Here is a 24,748-nt window from a genome sequence, read left to right as displayed (position 1 = left end):
GGATTCCGGCGTTGAAATAAGTGTCCGGTAGATACACTGAAACCGGACATGCTGCGCCGGCAGCGGCAGAGGGCCGCATCGGCGCGAGAGGACTTACACGCTGTGCACAACCACTTCAACGGACTGAAAACGGCAGGATTGCTGGGCGGGCTCTTCGCCCTGCTGCTGGCAATTGGCGCGCTGTTGGCCAGCGGGACCGGCAGTGCCAACTGGATCTGGATCATGGCCCTGATCGGTGTGGGCACCACCGCCTATAGCTACTGGAACAGCGACAAGCTGGCCATCCGCAGCATGCAGGCCTATCCGGTCACCGAAGCCGACCAGCCCGGAATGTACCGAATCGTCCGCGAACTATCCACGCGGGCCAACCAGCCGATGCCTCGGCTGTATGTTTCCCCGACCATGGCGCCGAACGCCTTCGCCACCGGGCGCAACCCGAAGAACTCGGCGGTCTGCTGCACCGAGGGCATCCTGCGCCTGCTGGATGAGCGCGAACTGCGCGGAGTGCTGGGCCATGAACTGATGCATGTCTACAACCGGGACATCCTGACGTCCTCCGTTGCCGCCGCCGTGGCCGGTGTCATCACCTCGGTCGCCCAGTTCCTGCTGTTCTTCGGCGGCCGCGACCGCAATGCCAACCCGCTGGCGCTGATCGCCATGTCCCTGCTGGCGCCGATCGCGGCCATGCTGATCCAAATGGCTGTCAGCCGCACCCGCGAGTACGACGCGGACGAAGACGGGGCCACGCTGACCGACGATCCGCTGGCGCTGGCCTCGGCGCTGCGCAAGCTGCAGTACGGCACGCAGCAGGCGCCGCTGCCGCAGGACCAGAAGCTGGTCAACACCAGCCACCTGATGATTGCCAACCCGTTCAAGGGCGGCGGCGTCAAGAAGATGTTCAGCACCCACCCGCCGATGGACGACCGCGTGGCGCGGCTGGAACGGATGGCCGGACGGCCGCTGGGCTACTGAGGCCGGCATGCGACTGCTGCTGATCCGGCACGGCCAAACTCCCTCCAATGTCCGCGGGCTGTTGGATACCGGGGCACCGGGGGCGGAGCTGACGGAGCTGGGCGAGGAGCAGGCCCGTGCGCTACCGACAGCGCTCGACGGCGAGCCGATCGACGCGCTTTTGGTCTCCACTTTGGTGCGCACACAGCTGACGGCGTCTCCGCTGGCCGCCGCCCGGAAGCTTGAGACCGACGTTCACGACGGGCTGCGCGAAATCTCCGCGGGCGAGCTGGAAATGCGCGGCGACCGCGATGCCGTGATTGCGTACATGACCACCGTCTTTGCGTGGGCATCGGGAGACCTGGACCGGCGGATGCCCGGCGGCCCGGACGGACACGAATCGTTCGGCCGCTTCGACGCGGTCATCGACGAAGCCCGGGCCTCCGGCGTCGGCACCCTGGCCGTGGTCAGCCACGGCGCCATGATCCGCAGCTGGGCCGGCGCGCGGGCGTCAAACTTGACGGTCCCGTTCGTCGCCCAGAACCAGTTGAGCAACACCGGAGTGGTGGTCCTCGACGAGGGACCGGGCGGCTGGGAGGCGCTGACCTGGATGGGCCAGGCCGTGGGCGGACCCGCACTGGCCGCCCCGCTCGCCGACGGTCCCACCGCCGATGCGGTCAACCCGGACCGCATTCCCACCGATTCGCAGGACTGATAGCAGCCTCGCCAACGCCTGCCGCCTGTTCCTCTCACGTGTCACAATCAAGCCCTGCGCGGTGTCCTATGTTTGGTAACCACAAAACTTGAGGGAGCTCGCGGTGACTACACATCAACGGATCGTCGTAATTGGAGCAGGCTACGCCGGAGTCATGGCCGCGAACCGGCTGGCCGGCAGCAAGGAACTTACAGGCAAGTTCGGCGTGACCGTCATCAACCCCTTCACGGACTTCGTCGAACGGATCCGGCTGCACCAGGTGGCGGCTGGCAGCCGGGAGTCGGCCTCGGTTCCGATCGAAACGGTGCTGCACCCGCTGGCCACGCTGGTGGTCGGCCAGGCCGCACGGATCGATCCGCACGCACACCACATCCACTTCGACGACGGCCGCGCCCCACTGGAATATGACTTCTTGGTCTATGCCCCCGGCAGCGCCAGCCAGTCCGCTCCTGCGGGGTCCGGGGGCTACGCGCTGCACGATGCCCAGTCAGCCAGCCGCCTGCGGCAGGCCTTGGAGCAGTTGGCGCCAGGCGCCGTCGTCAGCGTGATTGGCGGCGGCCTGACCGGCATCGAGGCGGCTGCCGAAATTGCCGAGGCGCATCCGCGGTTGACGGTGCGACTGGTCTCGCGCGGGCAGGTTGGGGCGGACCTGTCCGACGGCGGCCGCCGCGCCTTGCTCGCCCAACTCCGGGGCCTTGGGGTTCAGGTCAGGGAAGGGCACCGGGTGGACCGGTCGGACGGGCAGCAGATCACACTCTCGGACGGCACGTGCTTGGACTCCGACTGCACCATCTGGGCTGCCGGTTTCACCGCTCCAGGTCTCGCCCGAGCGAGTGGGCTGGCCACGGATGCCGACGGCCGGCTGCTTGTTGACTCAACCCTGGCCTGCCCCGACTTCCCGGAGATTTTCGGCGCCGGCGACGCTGTCCACGCGCCGGACACGGTTGCTTCGCACCTGCGGATGAGCTGTGCGATGGCCATGCCGATGGGTGCTCACGCCGCCGACAACGTTATTGCCCGGATCCGACAGCAGCGCCCCCAGGAGTTGTCCGCCGGCTTCCTGCTGCGCTGCATCAGTCTGGGCCGGAAGTCCGGGCTGGTCCAACCCGTGCGGGCGGACGACACCCCGCGCCGTCTTGCCCTGAGCAAACGGACCGGCGCCGTGGTCAAGGAACAGGTGTGCCGCATGACGCTGTCGTGGATCAGGGGAGAACGGCGGCGCAGCGGATCGTACAGCTGGCCCCGAGGCCCGCGCACGGCCGCGGCACAGTAAAACGCAGCATCGTCCGAACGGAATTCCGAGGAAGGACCCAGTACTCGGTTTTGCAGCCTCGATTACCTGTGTCTGTGGGGTAATACTCGCCTTTCGGCGGGCACATACCTAGATACATCCGGCCCACTACTCGAACCCTTCGGATCTGCCGCGATTTCGTTGCCCGCCGTTTAGTCCGCCTGTTAGTGTCACCGGATCCGCGCCACGCGGGGTTCATTTGGGGGAAAGAGTTCATCATGCGTTTTTCGTCATTGGCGGCCGCGACGACGTTGGGGCTCGTCGTCGCATTGGCATCAGCCGGTCCGGCACTAGCTGGTCCCGCCGAACGGCAGGCCGCCTGTACAGCGCTGGGCGGAACGCTCAGCGGCAACGGCAATAATCAAACTTGCACCGTCGTCACCGTCGTCGTAGGTCCGGATGTTCCGTCAGGCACTCCGACAACCACGTTCAGCCCGGACCGGCCCGTGGGCGATCCTGTCACGGTAGACACGTCGCTTCCATCCCGGCAGCCGGATCCCACGGTGACAACCGAGGAGCGCAATGCCGGCGACGCGACCGTCGTGAGGACCGAGCGAGCCGGCACCCCGGTCGTGACCGAGGAAGAGCGCGATGCCGGCGAGGCCGTCAGCGAGGACGTCGTTGTTCCGGGCACGCCGACGTCGACAACCCGGACGGAGCGGGGCACGCCGACGAGCACCGAGACGCCCGCGACCACCAACTGCCGCAGGGTGAACAACGAGCGGGCGGCGAAGCCCGTGGAGAGATGCGAAAGGGCCGTCCTGACCACCACGACGACGCCCACAACGATCGTCACCACGACGACCACCCCGCAGGAACGGGTCACCACGACGACCCAGCCGCGGGAGACGCTGATTACCACGACGACGCCGTTCACCGAGGTCTTCACCAGCACCCAGCAGCGTGAAATGTGCACCACCACGACCTACCAGACGGTGATCGCCACCGCGACGACGCAGCAGACGGAGCGCACGGCGACGACGACACAGCCGACAACGCGGACGACCACGAAGACGACCACCATTTTCAACTTCCCGCGTGGCACCGACGTCCCCACCCCCACCGGCACGCCTGACGTAAAGCAGTCAACGGAACCAGGGACTCCGGTGGTGACGGAAGCGGTGATTCCCGGCACGCCGATCGTGACCACCGGAACCCGGCCGGGCGACGAGGAATCGGAGCCCGAGTGCGCGCCGATCGCCCCCGTGGTGACGGTCACCGAAGGGGAAACGAGGCAGGAGGTTACGACGGCGACCGTGCCCGCAGAGCCGGTTGTCACCGTGACCCGTGAGGACATCGAACCGCTTGTCGTCGAGACCGCGGCCCCGGGGGCGCCGATCGTGACGACCGATGTCCGCAGCACCGGCAAAACCTGCTACAACAACCCTTCCAACGCAGAGCAGCGGGACAACCGCTGCGCAGCGTAGCTTCGGACCGGTTTCGCCGACCGCTGCCGCCTTCCGTTCAGGAGGGCGGCAGCGGTCATGCTATAGGCGCAGCCGTCCCTCACCTGCTCCAAGACGGCATGGCCGACTGCTGGAGAGAAACGAGGACCGCAGCCTGGTTTTGCGGCTGCGGTCCTTCCTGCTTCCGCGGACCCCTGTGGGGGACTCCCGCCTCAAACGACGCTTTGACTGACCGAGCGATGTCCTGCGCTACCGGTAGTTAATGAACTGCAAATCGACGTCCAGGTCAGAACCCTTGAGCAGGGAAATGACTTCCTGCAGATCGTCGCGGGACTTGGAGGTGACGCGCAGTTCGTCGCCCTGGATCTGGGCCTTCACGGCCTTGGGGCCCTCGTCGCGGATGATCTTCGAGATCTTCTTGGCCTGGTCCTGGGCAATGCCCTCCTTGATGCCGGCTTCAATCCGGTATTCCTTGCCCGAGGCGAACGGCTCGCCGGCATCCAGCGACTTCAAAGAGATACCGCGCTTGACCAGCTTGGACTGCAGCACGTCCAGAACGGCCTTTACACGCTCCTCGGAGTTTGCCTTCATCAGGATTTTCTCGCCGCTGAAGTCAACTTCGGCACCGACTCCCTTGAAGTCATAGCGCTGCGCAATTTCCTTCTGCGCCTGGTTCAAAGCGTTGGCAACTTCCTGCTTGTCCACCTTGCTGACGATGTCGAACGAAGAATCGCTGGCCATGGTTCCTCCTGGGTCGGGGCGTTTGTGCTTGGCACCAGCCTACTGAATCGCGAAGCGGCGGCGCAGGTTTCGCAGATTTCCCAGCTTTCACGCAGCTTTCGTCCATCGTTCGTTCATCCGGGTCGGCCAGAATCACTGTGCTGTATCAATCACCGATCTCCAGGAGAAGCACGCATGGGAGCCCGCCCGCGGTACATCGTCACATCGATAAGAGTTGCCGCGGGTTCCTTCCTGACGGCCACCGCCGTCGCCACGGTGGTTGTGATGGGTTCCGCGCCGGCCTCGGCCGCCACTGCCTCCCCGTCATCGGTGCAGACTCCTCCCAGGGCCGTCGGCGCTGTTCCCTTGCTTCCGCGGGAATTGAATGAGCTCGAGCGGCAACCAGGGCAGGGACTTACAGACTCCGCAGCCGGCGACACCCACGGCCCGGACGGCGACCGTATCAGCCCGGACGGCGACCGTTTCAGCGGCGCCGGTGCGTCCGCTGAAGCTGCAACACTCCCCGGAGCTGACTCGGTGTCGCGCTTGGATGGCATCTGTCGGGAGATGGACCAGGCGGTGCAGATGCATTTGGTCACTCGGGACCAAGCCGACCGCTTTGTGAGCCAGATGCACGAGCGGATTCTCCGGGGTTTATAGCTGCGAAGAACCCCGATTCGATTCTTGGGCCGATCTTTGTGTAAAGTTGTCTTGCTTCCTCACGGGGAAGCGGTCTTCTGATGAAGAAGGCGTTCGGCAGATTACCCGAGCGGCCAAAGGGGGCTGACTGTAAATCAGCTGGCATTGCCTACGGGGGTTCGAATCCCTCATCTGCCACCGAACGGGAAACCCCGTCTGACCAAGTGACTTATTGGTTGGACGGGGTTTTTCCGTACATGCCGGTTTCACCGGGCGCCGCTGGTTCACCGCGACGGCGGGCCGGGACCGGTGTCGATAGACTTGACCGCGGATGTGACCGGCGGCGTCTGGCCGCCAATGACGAGGAGTTCTCTTGCGACAATTCACCGCCCGTTTCGCGACGCCGGAGGAAATCGAGGCATGGGACAGCCATGTCACGGCGAACCCCAATGGCGGCAACATGCTGCAGGCCAAGGCCTACGCCGCGGTAAAAGCGGAGCACGGGTGGAAGCCGCTGTACCTCGCGTATGAAACCGACGGCTACACCAGCTACAACCTGGTGCTGGAAAAGCAGGTTCCGCTGCTGGGCAAGTACTGGTACATGATCAAGGGCCCGGATGTCGCGTCCCCCGACGACCTGCCCGGCATTTTCGAAGCGAACCGCCGCTTCTGCCGTGAGCAGGCGCGCGGTGTCTTCGCGATCCGGATCGAGCCGGACGTTGAGGCCACCGATGAAACGCGGGCTCTGCTGACACGCGAAGGGCTGGTCAAGATGCCAGACCTGCAGCCGAACGATCACACCGCGATCGTGGATATAGCGCCGGAGCCGGAAGTAATCCTCAAAAGCTTCTCGTCCCGCGGCCGCAACGCCGTGCGCCGGGCGATCCGCGAAGGTGCCGAAGTGGTCACGGCCGAGCCGACGGAGGAGAACTTCCGGGCCATGTTCAACCTGATGGGGCAGGTGCAGCAGGGCCAGAAAAACGTGCAGGTCCGTTCCTTCGAATACTTCAAGGCTTTCTGGGGCAACTTCATTGCCGCCGGACAAGGCAGGCTGCTGTTCACCTACGAAGACGGCAAGCCGTCCGTGGGAGCATTTGTGGTCAATTACGGACGCAAGGGCACCTACAAGGACGGCGGATCGCTGCCGCGGCGCAAGCAGTACGGCGATTCACATCTCATCCAGTGGACGGCGATGAACCAGCTCAAGGAACTGGGCATCACCAGCTACGACTTGTGCGGAACTCCGCCGGCGTCCGAGCTCAAGAACCCCGAGCATGAGTACTACGGGCTGGGCTTGTTCAAAACCAGCTTCACCAAGACCATCACCGATTTCGTTGGCTGCTATGACCAAGTGGTCTCCCCGCTCAGGTACAAGCTGTGGTCGGCTGCCGGGGAGAAGATCGCCCGCGGACTCTACGTGCGCCGGCGCCACCAGCCGTTCTACTGAGCAGCTCCCGCGCCACATCAATTCGGTGCGCCTCCAAGGCGGCCGCCTCAGCCAGGCCTCACGCCGCCTCGCTCAGCGGCAGTGGATGGATGTCCCAGAGGAAGCAGTACGTGGTTGACCCGGAATTGTGCATGACGTTGTAGTACAGCCATTGCCACGCAGATGCGTCGTTATGGTCGGCCGGAGCAGGCGGACAGTCGGCCGGCGTGTACCACCGTCCATCGCTCCAGATGTAGTGCAGGTCGCCCACGTAGGTGGCTGCCGGCCCGGCGCCGGGTTTGCCGTGCGGCAGCCCGATTCTGTCCTTCAGCGAGGCGCCGTCGCCCACGGCGTACAGTTCGGTCTTCGACGGATCATGGGCGAACGGGAGCTTCTCGCTCAGCTGGTCTATCAAGCCGATGCTCTTCGAGATGGCGGCGTCCAGCTCCAAGCCATCTGTGACAATCAGGACGGTGTAGCGGTTCATGTCGTTCCCCTCCGAATGACGGCGTCCGGTGGAACCGACCTTAAGGAGCCCAGCACCCCCGCCGGTAGGGGTCCACAGCAGGCTGTGGATAACGACCCAACCGCCACGGATAGGCTGCACGGCAGGGTGTGGATATACCCTCAAAAGCTCATGCGCTGAGCGAACACGGGGAGACAGTCTGCAGCCCGGCGCGTAGCGTAGACCTATGGCAACCATCGATATCACCGAGGCCCAGTTCCCGCAGACCATCGAAGAGAACGACATCGTGTTCGTTGACTTCTGGGCCGACTGGTGCGGCCCCTGCAAGCAGTTTGCCCCCGTCTACGACGCGGCGTCCGAGCAACACGACGACATCGTCTTCGCCAAGGTGGACACCGAGGCGGAGCAGAATCTTGCCGCGGCCGCCGGAATCACCTCGATCCCCACCCTGATGGCCTTCCGTGAAAAAGTGCTGGTCTTCTCCCAGCCCGGCGCGCTGAACTCCACCCAGTTCACCCAGTTGGTGGACGCGGTCAAGGGTTTGGACATGAAGGAAGTCCACGCCCAGGTTGCAGCCCAGCAGCAGGCGGGGCAGGACGGCCAGGCGTAGCCTCCCCCCGATCAAGAACCTCCCGAGGGAGCAGGGCGATTGCCCTGCTCCCTCGGTGCGTTAAGTCGGTGGGTTAACTTGGTGCCTCGACGCTTGCTCCCGCGCTGCCTGCGTTCAGTGCCGGCGGTGGTCCTGCGGCGCCAACCGCGGGCCGAAGGCCGGCTTGCGGAAACCGCTGAGCACCAGCATCCGCACCACCCGTTGCCGATGTCCCCGCCACGGTTCGAGGAGCTCAAGCATTCCGGCGTCGTCCGTCTTGCGCCCGGTGAGGGCGTAGCCGACAAACGCCGCCAGATGGAAGTCGCCCACTGACACCGAGTCAGGGTCCCCGTGCGTGCGCTGCGCTGTCTCGGCCGCGGTCCACGGTCCGATCCCGGGTATGGTGCACAGCTTGCTGGCCAGTTCCGCTCCTGCCGGCAGCGACGCCAGCCGCTCCAGCGCATCGGCGGAGGAACAGGCACGGATGATCGTGGCCGAGCGCTTCGAGTCCACCCCGGCGCGGTGCCAGTCCCACGACGGAATGCGCCGCCACCCCTGAGCGGTCGGCGGGACCATGAGCCCGACCGGAGCAGGCCCCGGCGCGGGGGTCCCATGCCGCCGGACCAGGTATTTGTAGGAGTAACGCGCCTCGATCGTGGTGATCTTCTGCTCCAAAATCACCGGCACCAGTTCGTCAATCATCCGCCCGCTGGCCGGCAGGCGCAGCCCCGGATGCCGCCGCCGCGGCACGCTCACCAGCCGCGGCAGGCCCGCGTGGAACTCCGGTGCGTCGAACCCCGACCAGTCATCGTTGACCCCCAGCAGGGCCGGCAGCCCGGCCAGTGCTTCTTCCGCGCCCGGCCCCCACGCCTGTCCCATAACGACGGCGGTGCCCCGGCTGCCTGCCGCGCCGTGGGGGTCGTCTTCGTGTGGTGAGTCTTCGTGTGGTGTGTCTTCCCAACGGCCTTCGTGGTCCCGGCGCGGCCCCTGGGTGATGCGCAGGGTGGCCGCACCGGAGGAGGTGTTCAGCGTTAGCCAGGCACCGGCGTCGTCAATCCGGGCGGTGGGATCCTGCTTGCCCCGGGACAGGATGGACAACGTCCCGGGCAGGTCGTAAGGCTCCGGGAACTCGACCGCCTTGGTGAGTCCGGTGGTCCCGGACGCAGAGGCAGTGGAAAGCATGGATTAATCGTCGCACGCGGGGCAGACAGTTGCGGCCCGGCCGACGGCCCAGCCGCCACTCCGGGCGCACCGGCGGTGCCGGCGTGAACCCGTCTTACGCTGGATGTGCCCCTGTTATGGGCTGGCAGGTAGATTTGGGCCCATGAAATATGCCAATTCTGTTCTGGACCTGATCGGCAACACACCGTTGGTCAAGCTGAACAAAGTGACCGAAGGTATTGCTGCCACCGTCCTGGCGAAGGTGGAGTATTTCAACCCGGGCGGATCGATCAAGGACCGCATTGCGGTGAAGATGATCGAGGAAGCCGAGAAGGACGGGCGGTTGAAGCCCGGCGGCACAGTGATCGAACCCACCAGCGGCAACACCGGTGTGGGGCTGGCGCTGGTGGCGCAGCAGAAGGGCTATAAGTCCATCTTCGTGACCCCGGACAAGGTGGGCCTGGAAAAGCGCGACGTACTCAAGGCCTACGGCGCCGACGTGGTGGTCACGCCCACGTCTGTGGCTCCGGACAGCCCGGAATCCTACTACGGGGTCTCTGACCGGCTGGTGACAGAGGTGGACGGCGGCTACAAGCCGGACCAGTTCAACAACCCGGCAGCTCCGGCGAGCCACTATGAGACAACCGGCCCGGAGATCTGGCGCGATACGGACGGCCAGGTCACCCACGTGGTGATAGGCGCCGGCACCGGCGGAACGATCACGGGAACCGGCCGCTACCTGAAGGAAATTTCCGCCGATCGCCCCGCCGGCCCGGTGAAGATCATCGGTGCCGACCCGGAGGGCTCGGTTTACTCCGGCGGCACCGGACGGCCGTACTTCGTCGAGGGCGTGGGCGAGGACATGTGGCCGGACAACTACGACAAGTCCGTGCCGGACGAGGTCCTGGCCGTTAATGACGCGGAAGCGTTCGCGATGACCCGCCGGCTGGCGCAGGAAGAGGGACTGCTGGTGGGCGGCTCCTCTGGCATGGCCGTGGTGGCAGCGCTGAAGGTGGCCAAGGACCTGGGCCCGGACGACATTGTGGTGGTGATCCTGCCGGACTCCGGCCGCGGCTACCTGGGCAAGATCTTCAACGACGAATGGATGAAGTCCTATGGCTTCATCGCCGGCGGAGAAGAGGCCTCCGTAGGCGAGATTCTGCAGCGTAAGAGCGGCCGGCTGCCGGATCTGGTGCACACCCACCCCTACGAAACCGTGCGCGACGTCATCGAAATTATGAACGAATACGGTGTCTCCGTGCTGCCGGTCCTGTCGCAGGAACCCCCGGTGGTCATGGGCGAGGTGGTCGGAGCCGTGAACGAACGGGAGCTGACTGCCAAGCTGTTCAAGAACGAAGCGAAGCTGACCGACAAGGTCGGCGACCATATGGGAGCAGGGATGCCGCTGGTCGGATCACTGGAGCCGGTGTCCGCCGCGCGCGAAAAGCTGCAGTCGGCCGACAGTGTGCTGGTCACGCTGGCCGGGGCACCGGTGGGCGTGCTGACCCGGCACGACCTGCTGACCTACCTCACGAGCTGAAGGAGAGAAGAATGAGTGCAGAGAACAACCAGGGCTTCAACACCCGGGCCGTGCACGCCGGCCAGGTGCCGGACGAAGCCACCGGCGCGGTGGTGCCGGCGATCTACCAGTCTTCGACCTTCGCCCAAGACGGCATCGGCGGACTGCGCAACGGCTATGAATACGGCCGCGGCACCAACCCCACCCGCGACTCGCTGCAGGTGCAGTTGGCGGCGGTGGAGGGCGGCAAGCACGCGTTCTCCTTCGCTTCCGGCCTGGCCGCCGAAGACGCGCTGATCCGCGCCCTGCTCGCCCCGGGCGACCACATTGTGCTGGGCAACGATGCCTACGGCGGAACCTACCGCCTGATCAACCGGGTGCTGGGCGCCTGGGGCATCGGCCACACCGTGGTGGACATGTCCGACACGTCGGCGGTAGCCGCAGCGGTTAACGAGCACAAGGCCCGGTTCCTCTGGGTGGAGACGCCGTCCAACCCGATGATGAAGGTCACCGACATCGCAGCGCTGGCCGAACTGGCCCACGACGCCGGTGCGCTGCTGGTGGTGGACAACACCTTCGCCTCGCCGTACTTGCAGAATCCGCTGGCCTTCGGCGCCGACGTCGTGGTGCACTCGACCACCAAGTACATCGGTGGACACTCGGACGTGATCGGCGGTGCCGTGGTGCTCAACGACGACGAGCTCGCCGAGAAGGTTGGCTTCGTCCAGTTCGCCGTGGGCGCCGTGTCTGCCCCGCTGGACGCCTTCCTGACCACCCGCGGCCTGAAGACCCTGGGCGTGCGGATGGACCGGCACTCTGCCAATGCGCAGGCCGTGGCCGAATGGCTGCAGGGCCGGTCCGAAGTCGAGGCCGTTTTCTACCCGGGCCTGCCCGACCACCCCGACCACGAGCTGGCCAAGAAGCAGATGCGCGGCTTCGGCGGCATGGTCTCGGTCTCCTTCACCGGTGGCGAGGCGGCGGCACGCAAGGTCGCCGAGTCCACCACGGTGTTCACGCTGGCCGAATCACTGGGCGGCATCGAGTCGCTGGTCAACTACCCGTCGGAGATGACCCATGCCTCGGTGAAGGGCACCGAACTGGCTGTGCCGGAGAACCTGATCCGGTTGTCCGTGGGCATCGAGGACATCGAGGACCTCATTGCCGACCTGGAACAGGCTTTCGCCCAGCTCTAGCCACAGCTAACTTCACCAGGTCAGCAGCGCAGAGGCCTACGGTACCCGGGGACGCCGTAGGCCTCTGGCGTGTCTGGGGCGCGGAAGGGAATACTGTGCCCATGGATCCGAACAAGCAGTACCCACCGGCCAGCGTTGTCCCCGGTCTGCAGTCGCGGAAAGCGGCGGAACTGATCGAATTTCTCACCGGCACCGTTGGGTTCATCGAACACGCCCGGTTCGAAGAGCACGGTGTAGTGCTCCACGCCGAGCTGCTGTGGCCGGAAGGCGGCATGGTAATGGTCTCCAGCCATGCAGAAGGCACACTCTGGGCCCGCGAGCCGGGTTCGGCCCAGCTGAACGTGTACACCCATGATCCGGATGACCTCTATGCCCGGTTGAAGGCAGCCGATGTCTCCATCATCCGCGACCTGCAGGACACCGACTATGGGGACCGCGGCTTCGGCATCAACGATCCGGACGGGAACCTCTGGGCGTTCGGCAAATACCGCGGGCAGCCACTGCCCAGCGCGGGCGGGTCCGAGGACCAGGACGTCAGCTACGAAGGCCACGCCTAGCCAGGCGCCCGGCAAACAATACGATGGCACCATGACCTCCGGATTTCTGCTGGCCCTCTGCCGGATCCACGCGCTCAAACCCGATGCCAGCAAGGTGGGAATCACCGGCATCGACAAGCGCCCGGTCGACGGCAGGATCCCCCTCCACACCCTGGGGTTGTGCGCTGATGTGCAGGCGGACCGCAAGAACCACGGCGGTGAGTTCAAGGCCCTCTACGCCTATGCCCAGGAAGACGCCGAGAGGTGGTCGGAAGAGCTCGGGCGTGACATCCCGCCGGGTTTGTTCGGCGAGAACCTACGGACCACCGGCGTGCAGGTCAGCGGGGCGTTGGTGGGGGAGCGGTGGCAGGTGGGTCCGGAGGTCGTCGTCGAAGTAACCATGCCGCGGATCCCGTGCGCCACCTTTGCCCGGCACATGGATGAGCCCCGGTGGGTCAAGCGCTTCCTGCAGCAAGGTCTGCCCGGCGCCTACCTCAAGGTCATCACTGCCGGCTCCCTTGCCGCCGGCGACAGGATCGACGTCGTCTTCCGGCCGGGCCACGGTGTCAGCGTGGCGGAGTCATCGCTGGGGCTCACCCCGGAGCAGGCACAGGCCCTCCTGGCAGCGGAAGCCAGCGGCGAAATTGCGCTGCACGGCAACGTCGGCAAGGCAGTCCGCAGGGCCTTGGGCCGGGGCCGCGTGCACGCGGCTACATAGCTGCCATTCGCGGTCCACGCGGGTCCACCGGGTCTCCACGCGCTCGCTGGCGCTCGCTTGGTCGACCACCGGGTCTCCACGCGCTCGCTGGCGCTCGCTTGGTCGACCACCGGGTCTCCAGGCGCGCTCGCTTGGTCGACGACCGGGTCCACATGGTTGTCCCCTAGACCAACCGGCCGTAGTCTTTATGCAACTTGTTGTGCAAAGGAGTGCAGAGTGGCCGTGGCGTACCCGAACCTGTTTGAACCGTTGGACCTCGGCTTTGCCGTCCTGCCCAACCGGGTGCTGATGGGGTCCATGCACGTAGGGCTCGAGGAACTGCCCGGCGGGTTCGAGCGGATGGCCGCCTTTTATGCCGAGCGCGCCCGCGGCGGCGTCGGACTGATCGTCACCGGCGGCATCGCCCCCAATGCCGATGGCCGGTTGCAGCCCGGCGGAGCGATGATGACGAGGGCGGAGGAGGCCGCCCGCCACCGCGTCATCACCGATGCGGTCCATGCCGAGGGCGGGCGTATCGCGCTGCAGCTGTTGCATGCGGGCCGCTACGCCGCGCACCCGGAGCCGGTGGCGCCCAGCCCTCTGCAGGCTCCCATCAGCCCGTTCCGTCCCCGCGAACTGAGCGAAGCGGACATTGAGCAGACCATCGAGGACTTCACCGCCGCTGCGGCGCTGGCCCGCGAGGCAGGGTACGACGGCGTGGAGATCATGGGCTCCGAGGGCTACCTGATCAACGAGTTCATTGTGGCCCGGACCAACCAGCGCACCGACGGCTGGGGCGGCAGCTACGCGAACCGGATCCGCTTCCCGTTGGAAATCGTCCGCCGCACCCGCCAGCGCGTGGGGGAGGACTTCATCATCATCTACCGGTTGTCCATGCTGGACCTGGTGGAAGGCGGCTCCAGCTTCGAGGAAGTGGCCGAACTGGCCCGCGGCGTCGAAACGGCCGGGGCCACCATCATCAATACCGGCATCGGCTGGCACGAATCCCGGGTGCCGACGATCGCCACCTCGGTGCCCCGGGCGGGCTTCGCCTGGGTCACCCGCAGGCTGATGGGCGCCGTCGGAATTCCCCTGGTGGCAACCAACAGGATCAACAACCCGGACACCGCCGAACAACTCCTGGCCGACGGATGCGCGGACATGGTCTCCATGGCGCGGCCGTTGCTGGCCGATCCAGCGTTTGTGCTGAAGGCCTCGCGCGGCCGGGCGGACGAAATCAATACCTGCATCGCCTGCAACCAGGCCTGCCTGGACCACACCTTCGCCGGCAAGATCACCTCCTGCCTGGTTAATCCGCGCGCCTGCCACGAAACCGAACTGGTGATAGCGTCGGCGGCTGAGCCGAAGTCGCTGGCCGTTGTCGGCGCCGGACCAGCCGGCCTGGCCTGCGCCGTCACTGCCGCCTCGCGCGGCCACCGGGTCACGCTGTTTGAAGCCGCGGAGGAGATTGGCGGCCAGTTCAACCTGGCCAAGCAGATCCCCGGCAAGGAGGAGTTCCACGAGACCATCCGCTACTTCGCCCGCCAACTGGAGCTGCTCGGCGTCGACGTGCGGCTCAAGACCCATGCGACGGCAGCTGAGCTGGCCGAGGGCGGATTCGACGAGATCGTGTTGGCCACCGGCGTGGTGCCTCGCGTACCGGATCTGGACGGCGTGGACCACCCGAGCGTAGTCGGCTACGTGGACGTGCTGCGCGACCACCGGGAACTCGGTGACACGGTGGCAGTGCTGGGCGCCGGCGGCATCGGATTCGACGTCAGCGAGTACATCACCCAGGCCGGCCCCAGTGCCGCCTTGGACCCGGAGCGGTTCCGCGAGCACTGGGGGATCGACGACGACCCGGCCGTCCGCGGCGGCGTCGCCGAACCGCGTCCCGGCCGGTCGGCCCGGACTGTCATCCTGCTGCAGCGCAAGGACGCCAAGATCGGCGCCGGACTGGGCAAAACCACCGGATGGATCCACCGCGCGGAGTTGAAGAGCCGCGGCGTGCAGATGATCCCCGCCGCCACCTACCGCAAAATCGACGACGACGGACTGCACCTGACCGTCGACGGCACCGACTCGGTACTCGCCGTCGACAACGTGGTGCTCTGCACCGGGCAGGAACCGCAGCGGGAGCTGCTGGAAGCGCTGGAAAGCTTGGGCCTGCCGGTCCATCTGGTGGGCGGCGCTGACGTCGCCGCCGAACTCGACGCCAAACGCGCCATCAACCAAGCAACCCGGCTCGCCGCGGCGCTGTAGCGGAAGGTACCCGACCATGTCCCTGCCGCACGCCATCCTTACCGCGCTGCTGGAAAAACCCGGATCCGGGGCAGAACTGGCCCGCCGGTTCGACAAGTCCTTCGGCTTCTTCTGGCCGGCCACGCACCAACAGATTTACCGTGAATTGGCCAAGCTGGAACTGAACGGCCTGGTCCGGTCCACCGGCCGCGACTCCAGCCGCGGCCGCGCGAAGGACTACACGGTGCTCGCCGCCGGCCGGGAAGAACTGAGCCGCTGGACGCGGGAACAGCAGGAGCCTCGGCCCGTGCGTGAGGAATTGATGATCCGGCTGCGCGCCTCCTCGGTGTTGGGCGACGTCCCCATCACCGCCGAACTCGAGCGGCATCTCGACCTGCACCGCAGCCAGCTGGCAACCTACCTCCAGCTGGACGAACGGGGGACGTGGAACGACGCCAACCGGCTGCAGCGTGCCGTGCTGCAGGCCGGCATCATGTTTGAGCAGACGTGGATCGAATGGGCCGAACAAACGCTGGCGCTGCAGCCCGGAGCGGTGGCTGATCGCGCAACCAGCGCCCCGAGGTGACCTGCTGTGCCGAACGTCACCGGCCGTCGTCGTACCTTCCCGAAGAAATAAGCCGCTGGCATGCCGTACACTGGATGCATCCCCCACTGTCGGTATTCCCTTAGTTCTGCGCGATAATGCCACTCACGGTCTTGTCGAAGCGTCTGATTGGTGTGTGGGTCCGCCTCTAAACGGCGGGCAGTTTCATGTTTGGGAGCGCCGGCTAAAGAAAACGCCGCTAGGTTTCCCCGCAGAGTGCGGGCAGCCAGCGAAGCGGCGGAAAGCCCTGCCACGGGATTGCAATAGCGCCGGGCTTTGAGTCAGAGGACTGCGGACATTCATGTGCCGCGGCCACCGGTCCCCAGCTGAATACGAGGAACTGCCCCGTGTCCGAAAACACTGTTAATACCCTGCCCGAAAACACCGACGCCGCTCCGGCCGTCGAAGAAGAGAACACCGTACTTTTCACCGACTTCGGCCTCGACGGCCGCGTCCTAGCCGCTTTGAAGGACGTCGGCTACGAAAAGCCCTCGCCGATCCAGGCCGCCACCATCCCCGTGCTGCTCGAGGGCCGGGACGTCGTGGGCCTGGCCCAGACCGGCACCGGCAAGACCGCAGCCTTCGCCGTTCCGGCGCTGTCCCGGATGGCCGAGCTGCCGCCGACCAAGAACACCCAGATCCTGGTGCTGGCACCCACCCGTGAACTGGCCCTGCAGGTGGCGGAGGCGTTCTCCTCCTACGCCGCGCACATGGACGATTTCACCGTGCTGCCGGTCTACGGCGGCTCCGCCTACGGCCCGCAGCTGGCCGGCCTGCGCCGCGGCGCACAGGTTGTTGTCGGCACCCCCGGCCGCGTGATCGACCACATCGAAAAGGGTTCGCTGGACCTGTCCGAACTCCAGTACATGGTGCTGGACGAGGCCGATGAAATGCTGCGCATGGGCTTCGCCGAAGAGGTGGACCAGATCCTCTCGAAGACGCCGGAAGACAAGCAGGTGGCCCTGTTCTCGGCGACCATGCCGACCGCCATCCGCCGGATCGCCAAGAAGTACCTGAAGGACCCGGCCGAAATCACGGTCAAGGCCAAGACCACCACCGGCACCAACACCCGTCAGCGCTACCTGCAGGTCATGGGCCCGCACAAGCTGGACGCCATGACCCGGATCCTGGAAGCCGAAGATTTCGACGGCGTGATTGCCTTCGTGCGCACCAAGATGGCAACCGAGGACCTGGCCGACAAGCTGAAGGCCCGCGGCTACCGCGCCGCCGCCATCAACGGCGACATCCCGCAGCAGCAGCGTGAGCGCACCGTCGAGGCGCTGCGCGACGGCAAGATCGACATCCTGGTGGCCACCGACGTTGCCGCCCGTGGTCTGGACGTCGAGCGCATCACCCTGGTGGTCAACTACGACATCCCGCACGACACCGAGTCCTACGTGCACCGCATCGGCCGCACCGGCCGTGCCGGCCGTTCGGGCGATGCCATCCTGTTCATGACGCCGCGCGAGAAGTACCTGCTGCGCGCCATTGAGAAAGCCACCCGCCAGCCGGTCGAGCAGATGAACCTGCCCTCTGCCGAGACCATCAACAACCTCCGGATGAGCAAGTTCGCGGAGAAGATCACCGAGACCTTGGCTTCCGAAGATGTTTCGGTGTTCCGCGACCTGATCGCGAACTACGAGACCGAGCACGACGTTCCGGCAGCGGAAATCGCCGCTGCCCTGGCGGTCATGGCGCAGGGCGGACGCCCGCTGCTGGTCCAGGACCTGCCGGAAGCACCGAAGGGCCAGCGCGAGCGCGCCGGCGGCGGACGCGACGGCATGAACTCCCGCGGCCCGTCCCGCACGCTGACCGAGGGCAACGCCACCTACCGGATCGCCGTCGGACGCCGCAACCGCGTGATGCCCGGCTCCATCGTCGGCGCCATCGCCAACGAGGGCGGCCTGTCCGCCGCGCAGATCGGCGGCATCGACATCCGCTCGGACCACTCGCTGGTTGAACTGCCCGCGGATCTGAGCAAGGACCAGCTCCGCGCGCTGTCGAAGACCCGCATCGGCGGCGAGCTGATTCACCTCGAGCTCGATGCCGGCCGCAAGCCGCGCCGGGACCGCGACGACGTCGGCGGCGGCCACCGCGGTGGGTTCCGCAGCGACCGGGGAGACCGGCCGTTCACCAAGAAGTTCGACAACGACCGCCCCTACAAGAAGAAGTTTGACGGGGATCGTCCGTACAAGAAGAACGACGGCGAGCGCAGCTTCAGCGGCGACCGCGCCGATCGTGGCTTCGGCGGCGACCGCGACCGCAGCTTCGGCGGTCCGCGCAAGCCCCGCCACACCCGCGGCTAATCACCGCCGGATCCGCTAGCAACCCCTCCGGGGCATCTGTCATGGACAGGTGCCCCGGAGGCGTTTAACAGCCCTGCGGCGTCAGCGATTCTTGGTGCCGGAGACCACCGCGGACCTATGCTCGGCGGAATGAGAGACTTCTGCTTCAAGCCCACAGCTCGCAAAGACGGCAGAAGCCGCCTCTGCCTGGCGCTCGCTCGTTTCCACCAGAACAGTTCCGCCCGGTGCCAACCACTCGGGTGCGCCCGCCGCAACGCGGCGCATGACCGCCAAACCGTCAGCACCGCCGTCGAGCGCCCACGCCGCTTCATGCAGACGGGCCTCGGCCGGCAGCAGGGGGATCTGTTTGCTGGGCACATACGGCACGTTGGCGGCCAGGACGTCAACGCGGCCCCGCAGCCTCACCGGCAATGCACTGAAAAGGTCGCCCTGGTGAACCTGCCCGGCCGGCAGGTTTTTACCCGCACAGGCAACCGCCGCCGGGTCGACATCAGCGGCGTGCAGCTCGGTGGGTGCCAGCTGCACTCGCAGCGCCGCCGCCACCGCCCCGGAGCCGCAGCACAGATCGATGACGACTTCGGTGGTCGCCGGGGCCAGGGCAACCGCCCGCTGGACCAGGAACTCCGTCCTCCGGCGAGGCACAAAGACTCCGGGGGCCACGGCAATACGGAACCCGCAGAACTCAGCCCAACCGAGGACCTGCTCCAGCGGCATGCCGGCAGCCCGCTGTTCCACTCTGGCAGCGAGTACTCCCGCTGGGCCGCCTTCAGCCAGCAGCAGGTCCGCCTCTTCCTCAGCAAATACGCACCCTGCCTGACGCAGCCGGGAAACAATTTTATCCCGGGGCGCGGATGACTGGGGCACCTGCATGAGTTCCTTTCGAACGGTGCCCCCAGACTACCTACCAGTGGCCGTTCCGCGCCGCGCTCCGTGTGATCTCCACTGCACTTTAGAGGGGGGATCCGCGCATCCGAAGGTTCGATTCCGTGGCCATTCGACGCCTGCAGTGTGGCATTGACCACGGACGCTCGATTCGATTTCATCCCGGGGCAAATTGCTGGTAATGTATTTCTCCGTTGCCCCCCTAGCTCAGTGGTAGAGCGCGTTCTTGGTAAGAACGAGGTCACCGGATCGATTCCGGTGGGGGGCTCTGAATGGCAAAGCCCGCGTCTGTGTCGCGAGACGCAGCGCGGGCGTTCCCATTCGTGGCGGTGTAGCTCAGCTGGTTAGAGCGCACGACTCATAATCGTGAGGTCCCCGGATCGAGTCCGGGCACCGCTACAGATCCTTGAAGGGTCCGATCGGAACTACGGTTCCGGACGGGCCCTTCAGCTTTATTTCGGGGGCCTGCCGGTCGGCGCAGCTGCCTTGACTAGAGTGGACGCCATGCCCGCCCTCTATCTTGCCCACGGCATCGTCTGGACCCCGGCGGGGCCTCAGCTGCGCCTGGCCTCCCCGGATGGCGCGCCGGAGGACGTGCCGGTCCGAGCCGGGACCCGGTTGGGCTTCCGTGTGCTGAATCCCCAAGTGTTCTGCCTGGGCAGCCACCGCGTGTATTCCGCGGAGAAGCGGACCCATGTTCCGTGCCGTTTGCAGGCGACGGCGGAGCGCGGCTACCAATGTGCGAACTGCTTCCTCAATGACGACTTGCGCTTCCTGCATGACAGCCATCGCAGCGGCCGGGCGCCTGAGGGACTGTTGCTGTACCTCGCGCAGCCACACTGGCTCTACGTGGCGACCTTCGCCAACGGTGCCAGCAAGGTTGGAACGGCAGCCAACGTCCGAAAGTCATTGCGGCTGGCCGAGCAAGGCGCCGTGGTCGCCCGTTACGTTGCCAAGACGCGTGACGGGCGGGTGGTCCGGGTGCTGGAGGACATGGTTTCGGGAGCTACCCAGCTGACTCAGGCTGTGCGCAGCGCTGCCAAGTATGCCGGGCTCCTGACCCCGCTGCCTGCGGATGACTTGGAGCGCATCAACGCCAGCCACGCTGCTACTGTCCGCAACTTGCTGCCTGCCGCTCAACTGGAGGGTTTCGACGTCGTCGACGAACAGTGGCAGCTGCCGGAACTTGCGGCGCCGGTGTTGGTTGACGGCATCAAAAGGAGCTACCCGAGCAGCTTTGATTCTGGAGACCACGGGCTCACTATGCGGGGCATGCTCGGCAGCGTCGCGGCGGTGCAGCTGACGGAGGGCGGACCGCGCTTCTTGGTGGACCTCGGACGACTGAAGGGCCGCCGGATCGCGCTGGGGGACTTCGTCTCGGAGCTGCCGGCCATGCAGGAACAGCTGTTCTAGCAAATGATCACGACCGCGGCCGAAGCACAGCACATTGCCGCGCGGTTCGGCTGGTAGCGGTGCGGCCGGTAATCTTGGAGTATGAATCCTTGGGACCTCGGCTCGCCGCTGTATCGCAAGCTGGTGGTCTCTGCCATGGGACTGATCGGCGTCGGGATCCTGCTGTCCGTCATAGGCGCCTCGGCCAGCATCCAATGGCTGATCTGGGCCGCAATTGCGGTCATTGCCACCGGACTGCTGACCCATCTGGCAGGGCTACTGGTGCGATTCCGCGACGCCCGGGCGCGCCAAGCGGCCGCGAATCCACGCAGCACGCCGCCGGCCAAGCGACGTTAGTCCATTTCCGCTCACTCCACCTGAAGGAGATCCATGTCCGAGCAAGCAGGGGTCAACCCCGACCTCGCTGGCCGCGTGTATCCGGCCGGACCTGCCTATACCGTTGGGCGCGAGAAAATCAGGGAGTTCGCCTCGGCGGTGAAAGCCACGCACCCCGCGCACTTCGACGTTGAAGCCGCCCGCGCACTCGGCTACGCCGACGTGGTGGCACCGCCCACCTTCGCCATCATCGTGGCCCAACGCGCAGATGCCCAGCTGATCGAGGATCCAGACGCCGGCATCGATTTTTCCCGCGTCGTCCACGCCGACCAGCGGTTTGTGCACCACCGGCCCATCGTTGCCGGCGACGAACTCGTCGCTGAGCTGCACGTGGACCAAGTCCGTGCCATGGGCGGCGGAGCCATGATCACCACGCGCGCCGAGATCAGCACCGTGGCCGGCGAAAAAACGGCCACCACCACGTCGTCGATCCTGGTGAGAGGGGAAGGCCAGTGAGCGTCGAACTGAACGAACTGACCGTTGGACAGGACATCGGCTCACGAGCCATTGAGGTCTCCCGCGCCGACTTGGTCAGGTACGCCGGAGCCTCGGGTGACTTCAACCCGATCCACTGGAACGGACGCTTCGCCGAGCAGGTGGGACTCCCCGGAGTCATCGCACATGGCATGTTCACGATGGGCGCCGCCGTACAGCTGGTGACGGACTGGATCGGCAACCCAGCCGCCGTCATCGATTACCAGACGCGGTTCACCAAGCCAGTCCTCGTGGAGGATGTCGACGGCCCCGGCGCGAGCATCGAAGTCAGCGGTGCCATCGGCGCCATCGATGAAGACAACGGGACGGCCCGAATCGACCTGACGGTGACCGCTGCGGGTGTGAAGGTGCTGGTCAAGGCCCAGGCGGTCGTCAAGGTTTGGTGAATCACGCTGTGAACCTCGCAGTGCGACCGGCAGTGGAGAGGCTGGCGCCGTGACGGGAACGATTCTTGCGCCGCTGACAACGGCCGGCGTGGGCGGCGCGGCCCGGCGTTATGTTGAGGCTGGATCCGAGTCCGCGATTATCGATGCTGTCAGGGCTGCAGACGGTTCCGGCGACGACCTGCTGATCGTCGGCGGCGGGTCCAACCTCGTGATTTGCGACGACGGCTACCCCGGTACCGTCGTCCGCGTCGCCAGCACCGGCTACACCGTCGATGAACAAAACGGCGCCGTGGCCCTCACAGTTCAAGCAGGCCAGCCTTGGGACGACCTCGTCGCTTTGACCGTCGACAACGGCTGGTCCGGGTTGGAAGCTCTCTCCGGTATCCCCGGGCTCACTGGTGCCACACCTGTGCAGAACGTCGGCGCGTACGGGTCCGACGTCTCGCAGACCATCGCTCGGGTCCGGACCTGGGACCGGAACACTGGCTCGATTCGGGAATTCGAGAACAGCGACCTCGAGTTTGGTTATCGGGATTCGGTCCTGAAGCGGAGCACCGTCAACGGTTCGCCGCGCTTCGTGGTATTGGCAGTAGAGTTTCAGCTAACCGCTGGGCGGCAGAGCCTTCCGATCCGTTACGCCGAGTTGGCGCGCGTGCTCGACGTCAAGGTCGGGGGAACGGCCAAGGCCTCAGACGTTCGGCGTGAAGTGCTCCGGCTCCGAGCGTCCAAGGGCATGGTGCACGACCCCGCGGACAGAGATACGTACAGCACCGGATCCTTCTTCACCAATCCCATCGTTGATGCCGCAACCGCAGAATGGCTTCCCGCGAACGCACCGCGCTGGCCGGCCGGTGACAAGATCAAGCTGAGTGCTGCCTGGCTCATCGACCACGCCGGCTTCGCCAAAGGCTTCGGTCTCGAGGGCACAGCAAACGGCGATCTCAAGGGGCTCGAACTAGCCGGTGGCCGCGCCTCGCTGTCGACCAAGCACACACTGGCCATCACCAACCGTGGAGAAGCCAGCGCAGAAGACATGCTGGCGATCGCCCGCGCGGTACGGGATGGAGTTGAACGGACCTTTGGGATTCGGCTTCAGCCCGAGCCCCTTTTGATCGGTTGCAGCCTCTAAACGTCGACCAGGTTGCCGCCTCTGTATCGTCGACCGGCGGCCGCCTATGAGCGGCGGAAAATGCGGTAGCAGGGGAGGGGACGCCCTGCCTCCGGCGGGTGCGGCAAATTCTGCCTCAAGCGCAGCTAGTGCCTAGGGGAGGTCTTCGCGCGTGATCAGGGCATCGGCCGGCTGGAGCGGAGCTTCCGGTGCCTTGCGGACGGCTAGTTCCTCATGCCTGACCAGGAACCGTACGATGCTGGGCCGCAGTTCACGGAGATTGACCATACCGCTGCTGCATAACCAGGAGACCAAGCGGTAGCTGTGATTCACCTGGACCAGCCGGTCAGTACCATGGTCGAACAGCCACTCCGTCGACAAGAAATCGTGCATCGGCGGCAGCAGAAAATCTGCGGGCAGGAGCCTCGCGAACGCGTCCTGCGGCTCGAAGCACCGTTCAACCTGCAGTATCAACCACCACTCCTCGGATAGGTAGGCCGGGCCGCAGGTGTCTAGGCACCTTCGAAGATGCGACTCGAGTCTGAGGGACCGATCTTCCCGGATCGGACGGGATTGACGCTGCTGTGCGAAGAAAACGCGGAGCACATCGTCGACGGTCGGCTTCGGCTGGTTGTTCCTGCTCACTGTCGGTCCCTTTCCTGCCTGAATTCGGATCCGTCTCTTAGAAAGGCGGAGTGGTCTCGTCGTCTGGTGGTGCATCCTGTCCCTCTACGGCTGGAGGCTCGGCCCTAGCTGGAGGCTCAGCGTCGTCTTTCGGTGTGGGGTAGGTGAGGGCCCAGCCTTCGTCGGGGGTGGTGGTGTGGGTGTGTCCGGAGCGGGTGGTAAAGTGCAGGGTGCCGTCGGGGTCTTGGGTGAGGGTGCCGCCGCCGTGGTGTTTGGTTTTGTGGCCGGGTTTGCAGCGGGCGTTGAGGTTTTCGGGGACTGTTTTGCCGTCGTCTTCCCAGGCGATGGTGTGGTCGATCTCGCATTGGTCGGCGGGGACGGTGCAGCCGAAGTCTCGGCAGTGCCGGTCGCGGAGCCGGACGAGGCGTTTGAGCCAGTCGGGCGGGGTGCGCAGGTCTTTGGCCGCGGCGATGGCGTGGCCGTAGTCGTCGGTGAGCACGAGGAGCCATGATTTGGCCAGCGCGGTGAGGTTGCGGGTCATCTCCGGCGGGATGGGTCCGTAGCCGGTGAGTTCGCCGGGGTCTTCGGCCAGCCGGAGCAGGGTGGGCAGCGGGGCGGTGACGGCGACGGAGGCGGTTGTGTTCGCGCCGCCGCAGGTGCAGGGGCCCTGGGCGGGTGATCCGGACGCTGCCGGGCCGGTTGCGGTGTCCGCGGCGGCCGTCTCCTTGGCGGCGGTTTCGCTTTTCGCCGTGGCCCCGGCTTCCGGTGTTGTCGCAGCGGCAGTGCCGCTGCCGGCGGCGGTGGTGGCGGCGGGTTGGTAGGCGTGGTCGGGGTAGCGCAGGAGCATGTCGGTGAAGACGTCGGCGCGGAGCTGGCCGAGGGTGCGGGTCTCCTCGGCGGTTTGCAGCTTCCTGGCGTGGGCCTGCATCAGGTTGTAGGCCAGCAGGGCTTTGTCCGCGGAGGTGCGGATGTAGAGTTCGGCCATGCCGTCCTCCTGCGGCAGGT

The 24,748-nt window shown here is 65.9% G+C and carries 25 protein-coding genes and 3 tRNA genes; 22 read left to right on the top strand and 6 right to left on the bottom strand.

Annotated features, from left to right (window positions below):
• The first annotated feature begins 102 nt into the window (after window positions 1–102).
• The 4 genes from htpX to AC5RWX_RS16580 all read left to right on the top strand — a co-directional run bounded on the left by htpX (window position 103) and on the right by AC5RWX_RS16580 (window position 4,384).
• The gene (gene htpX, locus AC5RWX_RS16595; RefSeq protein ID WP_493939550.1) at window positions 103–972 is read left to right on the top strand and encodes a zinc metalloprotease HtpX; all 870 of its coding nucleotides are present in this window, start codon (window positions 103–105) and stop codon (window positions 970–972) included.
• Between the two features lie 7 nt (window positions 973–979).
• Window positions 980–1,666 (top strand): histidine phosphatase family protein, encoded by a 687-nt coding sequence (locus AC5RWX_RS16590; RefSeq protein WP_493939551.1) that lies wholly within the window; start codon window positions 980–982, stop codon window positions 1,664–1,666.
• Window positions 1,667–1,769: 103 nt separating this feature from the next.
• Window positions 1,770–2,939, top strand: coding sequence for an NAD(P)/FAD-dependent oxidoreductase (locus AC5RWX_RS16585; RefSeq protein ID WP_493939552.1), 1,170 nt, complete (start codon window positions 1,770–1,772; stop codon window positions 2,937–2,939).
• Between the two features lie 236 nt (window positions 2,940–3,175).
• Complete coding sequence (locus AC5RWX_RS16580; protein ID WP_493956541.1) at window positions 3,176–4,384, top strand: hypothetical protein; 1,209 nt, start codon at window positions 3,176–3,178, stop codon at window positions 4,382–4,384.
• 228 nt (window positions 4,385–4,612) lie between these two features.
• Here the strand turns inward: AC5RWX_RS16580 and AC5RWX_RS16575 are convergent, their stop codons facing one another.
• Window positions 4,613–5,104, bottom strand: coding sequence for a YajQ family cyclic di-GMP-binding protein (locus AC5RWX_RS16575; protein WP_136787638.1), 492 nt, complete (start codon window positions 5,102–5,104; stop codon window positions 4,613–4,615).
• Window positions 5,105–5,278: 174 nt separating this feature from the next.
• On the opposite strand from AC5RWX_RS16575, the gene AC5RWX_RS16570 reads away from it, so the two are divergent.
• From AC5RWX_RS16570 to AC5RWX_RS16560, 3 genes are all read left to right on the top strand, one after another.
• Window positions 5,279–5,743: a hypothetical protein gene (locus AC5RWX_RS16570; protein ID WP_493939554.1), complete on the top strand. Its 465-nt coding sequence runs from the start codon at window positions 5,279–5,281 to the stop codon at window positions 5,741–5,743.
• A 95-nt stretch (window positions 5,744–5,838) separates the two neighbouring features.
• Window positions 5,839–5,920: transfer RNA gene (locus AC5RWX_RS16565), tRNA-Tyr, on the top strand.
• A 175-nt stretch (window positions 5,921–6,095) separates the two neighbouring features.
• Window positions 6,096–7,169 (top strand): lipid II:glycine glycyltransferase FemX, encoded by a 1,074-nt coding sequence (locus AC5RWX_RS16560; protein ID WP_493939555.1) that lies wholly within the window; start codon window positions 6,096–6,098, stop codon window positions 7,167–7,169.
• 58 nt (window positions 7,170–7,227) lie between these two features.
• Here AC5RWX_RS16560 and AC5RWX_RS16555 read toward each other — a convergent pair whose 3' ends face one another.
• Window positions 7,228–7,635, bottom strand: a complete 408-nt coding sequence (locus AC5RWX_RS16555) for a hypothetical protein (RefSeq protein ID WP_493939556.1) — start codon at window positions 7,633–7,635, stop codon at window positions 7,228–7,230.
• 205 nt (window positions 7,636–7,840) lie between these two features.
• Between AC5RWX_RS16555 and trxA the strand changes: the two genes are divergently transcribed.
• Window positions 7,841–8,224: a thioredoxin gene (trxA, locus tag AC5RWX_RS16550; RefSeq protein ID WP_493939557.1), complete on the top strand. Its 384-nt coding sequence runs from the start codon at window positions 7,841–7,843 to the stop codon at window positions 8,222–8,224.
• 114 nt (window positions 8,225–8,338) lie between these two features.
• Here trxA and AC5RWX_RS16545 read toward each other — a convergent pair whose 3' ends face one another.
• A complete protein-coding gene (locus AC5RWX_RS16545) occupies window positions 8,339–9,385 on the bottom strand; it encodes a DNA-3-methyladenine glycosylase family protein (RefSeq protein WP_493939558.1) in 1,047 nt (348 codons plus the stop codon).
• A gap of 142 nt (window positions 9,386–9,527) precedes the next feature.
• Here AC5RWX_RS16545 and AC5RWX_RS16540 point away from each other — a divergent pair, with 142 nt between their 5' ends.
• From AC5RWX_RS16540 to AC5RWX_RS16510, 7 genes are all read left to right on the top strand, one after another.
• Window positions 9,528–10,904, top strand: a complete 1,377-nt coding sequence (locus AC5RWX_RS16540; protein ID WP_493939559.1) for a cystathionine beta-synthase — start codon at window positions 9,528–9,530, stop codon at window positions 10,902–10,904.
• Window positions 10,905–10,915: 11 nt separating this feature from the next.
• On the top strand, window positions 10,916–12,076 hold the full coding sequence (locus AC5RWX_RS16535; protein ID WP_493939560.1) for a cystathionine gamma-synthase: 1,161 nt from the start codon (window positions 10,916–10,918) through the stop codon (window positions 12,074–12,076).
• A 101-nt stretch (window positions 12,077–12,177) separates the two neighbouring features.
• A complete protein-coding gene (locus tag AC5RWX_RS16530) occupies window positions 12,178–12,633 on the top strand; it encodes a VOC family protein (RefSeq protein ID WP_493939561.1) in 456 nt (151 codons plus the stop codon).
• A gap of 31 nt (window positions 12,634–12,664) precedes the next feature.
• Window positions 12,665–13,330, top strand: a complete 666-nt coding sequence (locus AC5RWX_RS16525; protein ID WP_493939562.1) for an MOSC domain-containing protein — start codon at window positions 12,665–12,667, stop codon at window positions 13,328–13,330.
• A gap of 216 nt (window positions 13,331–13,546) precedes the next feature.
• Entirely contained in the window at window positions 13,547–15,571 is a 2,025-nt protein-coding gene (locus tag AC5RWX_RS16520; protein ID WP_494097615.1) for an oxidoreductase, read from the top strand.
• Between the two features lie 16 nt (window positions 15,572–15,587).
• Window positions 15,588–16,136 (top strand): PadR family transcriptional regulator, encoded by a 549-nt coding sequence (locus AC5RWX_RS16515; RefSeq protein ID WP_493939564.1) that lies wholly within the window; start codon window positions 15,588–15,590, stop codon window positions 16,134–16,136.
• Between the two features lie 365 nt (window positions 16,137–16,501).
• The gene (locus AC5RWX_RS16510; protein WP_493939565.1) at window positions 16,502–18,460 is read left to right on the top strand and encodes a DEAD/DEAH box helicase; all 1,959 of its coding nucleotides are present in this window, start codon (window positions 16,502–16,504) and stop codon (window positions 18,458–18,460) included.
• 81 nt (window positions 18,461–18,541) lie between these two features.
• Here the strand turns inward: AC5RWX_RS16510 and AC5RWX_RS16505 are convergent, their stop codons facing one another.
• Window positions 18,542–19,330, bottom strand: coding sequence for a putative protein N(5)-glutamine methyltransferase (locus AC5RWX_RS16505; RefSeq protein WP_493939566.1), 789 nt, complete (start codon window positions 19,328–19,330; stop codon window positions 18,542–18,544).
• Window positions 19,331–19,538: 208 nt separating this feature from the next.
• Between AC5RWX_RS16505 and AC5RWX_RS16500 the strand changes: the two genes are divergently transcribed.
• The 7 genes from AC5RWX_RS16500 (at window position 19,539) to AC5RWX_RS16470 (ending at window position 23,140) form a co-directional block, all read left to right on the top strand.
• Window positions 19,539–19,610, top strand: a tRNA-Thr gene (locus AC5RWX_RS16500).
• Between the two features lie 57 nt (window positions 19,611–19,667).
• Window positions 19,668–19,741: transfer RNA gene (locus AC5RWX_RS16495), tRNA-Met, on the top strand.
• A gap of 105 nt (window positions 19,742–19,846) precedes the next feature.
• Window positions 19,847–20,755 carry a DUF2797 domain-containing protein gene (locus tag AC5RWX_RS16490; protein WP_493939567.1) on the top strand — a complete coding sequence of 303 codons (909 nt, stop codon included), beginning with the start codon at window positions 19,847–19,849 and terminating at the stop codon, window positions 20,753–20,755.
• An 81-nt stretch (window positions 20,756–20,836) separates the two neighbouring features.
• Window positions 20,837–21,091 (top strand): hypothetical protein, encoded by a 255-nt coding sequence (locus AC5RWX_RS16485; protein WP_493939568.1) that lies wholly within the window; start codon window positions 20,837–20,839, stop codon window positions 21,089–21,091.
• A gap of 33 nt (window positions 21,092–21,124) precedes the next feature.
• The gene (locus AC5RWX_RS16480; RefSeq protein ID WP_493939569.1) at window positions 21,125–21,586 is read left to right on the top strand and encodes an FAS1-like dehydratase domain-containing protein; all 462 of its coding nucleotides are present in this window, start codon (window positions 21,125–21,127) and stop codon (window positions 21,584–21,586) included.
• Window positions 21,583–22,011 (top strand): MaoC family dehydratase, encoded by a 429-nt coding sequence (locus tag AC5RWX_RS16475; protein ID WP_493939570.1) that lies wholly within the window; start codon window positions 21,583–21,585, stop codon window positions 22,009–22,011. The genes AC5RWX_RS16480 and AC5RWX_RS16475 overlap by 4 nt, the downstream gene beginning before the upstream one ends.
• 49 nt (window positions 22,012–22,060) lie before the next feature.
• On the top strand, window positions 22,061–23,140 hold the full coding sequence (locus AC5RWX_RS16470; RefSeq protein ID WP_493939571.1) for a UDP-N-acetylmuramate dehydrogenase: 1,080 nt from the start codon (window positions 22,061–22,063) through the stop codon (window positions 23,138–23,140).
• 132 nt (window positions 23,141–23,272) lie between these two features.
• On the opposite strand, the gene AC5RWX_RS16465 is transcribed toward AC5RWX_RS16470, so the two are convergent.
• On the bottom strand, window positions 23,273–23,593 hold the full coding sequence (locus AC5RWX_RS16465; protein WP_493939572.1) for a hypothetical protein: 321 nt from the start codon (window positions 23,591–23,593) through the stop codon (window positions 23,273–23,275).
• 208 nt (window positions 23,594–23,801) lie between these two features.
• A partial coding sequence (locus AC5RWX_RS16460; protein WP_494097614.1) for an HNH endonuclease signature motif containing protein occupies window positions 23,802–24,748 on the bottom strand: 947 nt, incomplete at its 5' end.

The organism is Arthrobacter sp. SPT-J7 (genome assembly GCF_059089965.1).
This window is presented reverse-complemented; position numbering and strand designations above follow the sequence as displayed.

Bases quoted from the DNA above. Each gene is read 5' to 3' on its own strand.
- AC5RWX_RS16590 (WP_493939551.1), top strand. From the start codon at position 980: ATGCGACTGCTGCTGATCCGGCACGGCCAAACTCCCTCCAATGTCCGC.
- AC5RWX_RS16580 (WP_493956541.1), top strand. From the start codon at position 3,176: ATGCGTTTTTCGTCATTGGCGGCCGCGACGACGTTGGGGCTCGTCGTC.
- AC5RWX_RS16575 (WP_136787638.1), bottom strand. From the start codon at position 5,104: ATGGCCAGCGATTCTTCGTTCGACATCGTCAGCAAGGTGGACAAGCAG.
- AC5RWX_RS16570 (WP_493939554.1), top strand. From the start codon at position 5,279: ATGGGAGCCCGCCCGCGGTACATCGTCACATCGATAAGAGTTGCCGCG.
- AC5RWX_RS16555 (WP_493939556.1), bottom strand. From the start codon at position 7,635: ATGAACCGCTACACCGTCCTGATTGTCACAGATGGCTTGGAGCTGGAC.
- trxA (WP_493939557.1), top strand. From the start codon at position 7,841: ATGGCAACCATCGATATCACCGAGGCCCAGTTCCCGCAGACCATCGAA.
- AC5RWX_RS16545 (WP_493939558.1), bottom strand. From the start codon at position 9,385: ATGCTTTCCACTGCCTCTGCGTCCGGGACCACCGGACTCACCAAGGCG.
- AC5RWX_RS16540 (WP_493939559.1), top strand. From the start codon at position 9,528: ATGAAATATGCCAATTCTGTTCTGGACCTGATCGGCAACACACCGTTG.
- AC5RWX_RS16535 (WP_493939560.1), top strand. From the start codon at position 10,916: ATGAGTGCAGAGAACAACCAGGGCTTCAACACCCGGGCCGTGCACGCC.
- AC5RWX_RS16530 (WP_493939561.1), top strand. From the start codon at position 12,178: ATGGATCCGAACAAGCAGTACCCACCGGCCAGCGTTGTCCCCGGTCTG.
- AC5RWX_RS16525 (WP_493939562.1), top strand. From the start codon at position 12,665: ATGACCTCCGGATTTCTGCTGGCCCTCTGCCGGATCCACGCGCTCAAA.
- AC5RWX_RS16515 (WP_493939564.1), top strand. From the start codon at position 15,588: ATGTCCCTGCCGCACGCCATCCTTACCGCGCTGCTGGAAAAACCCGGA.
- AC5RWX_RS16505 (WP_493939566.1), bottom strand. From the start codon at position 19,330: ATGCAGGTGCCCCAGTCATCCGCGCCCCGGGATAAAATTGTTTCCCGG.
- AC5RWX_RS16490 (WP_493939567.1), top strand. From the start codon at position 19,847: ATGCCCGCCCTCTATCTTGCCCACGGCATCGTCTGGACCCCGGCGGGG.
- AC5RWX_RS16485 (WP_493939568.1), top strand. From the start codon at position 20,837: ATGAATCCTTGGGACCTCGGCTCGCCGCTGTATCGCAAGCTGGTGGTC.
- AC5RWX_RS16480 (WP_493939569.1), top strand. From the start codon at position 21,125: ATGTCCGAGCAAGCAGGGGTCAACCCCGACCTCGCTGGCCGCGTGTAT.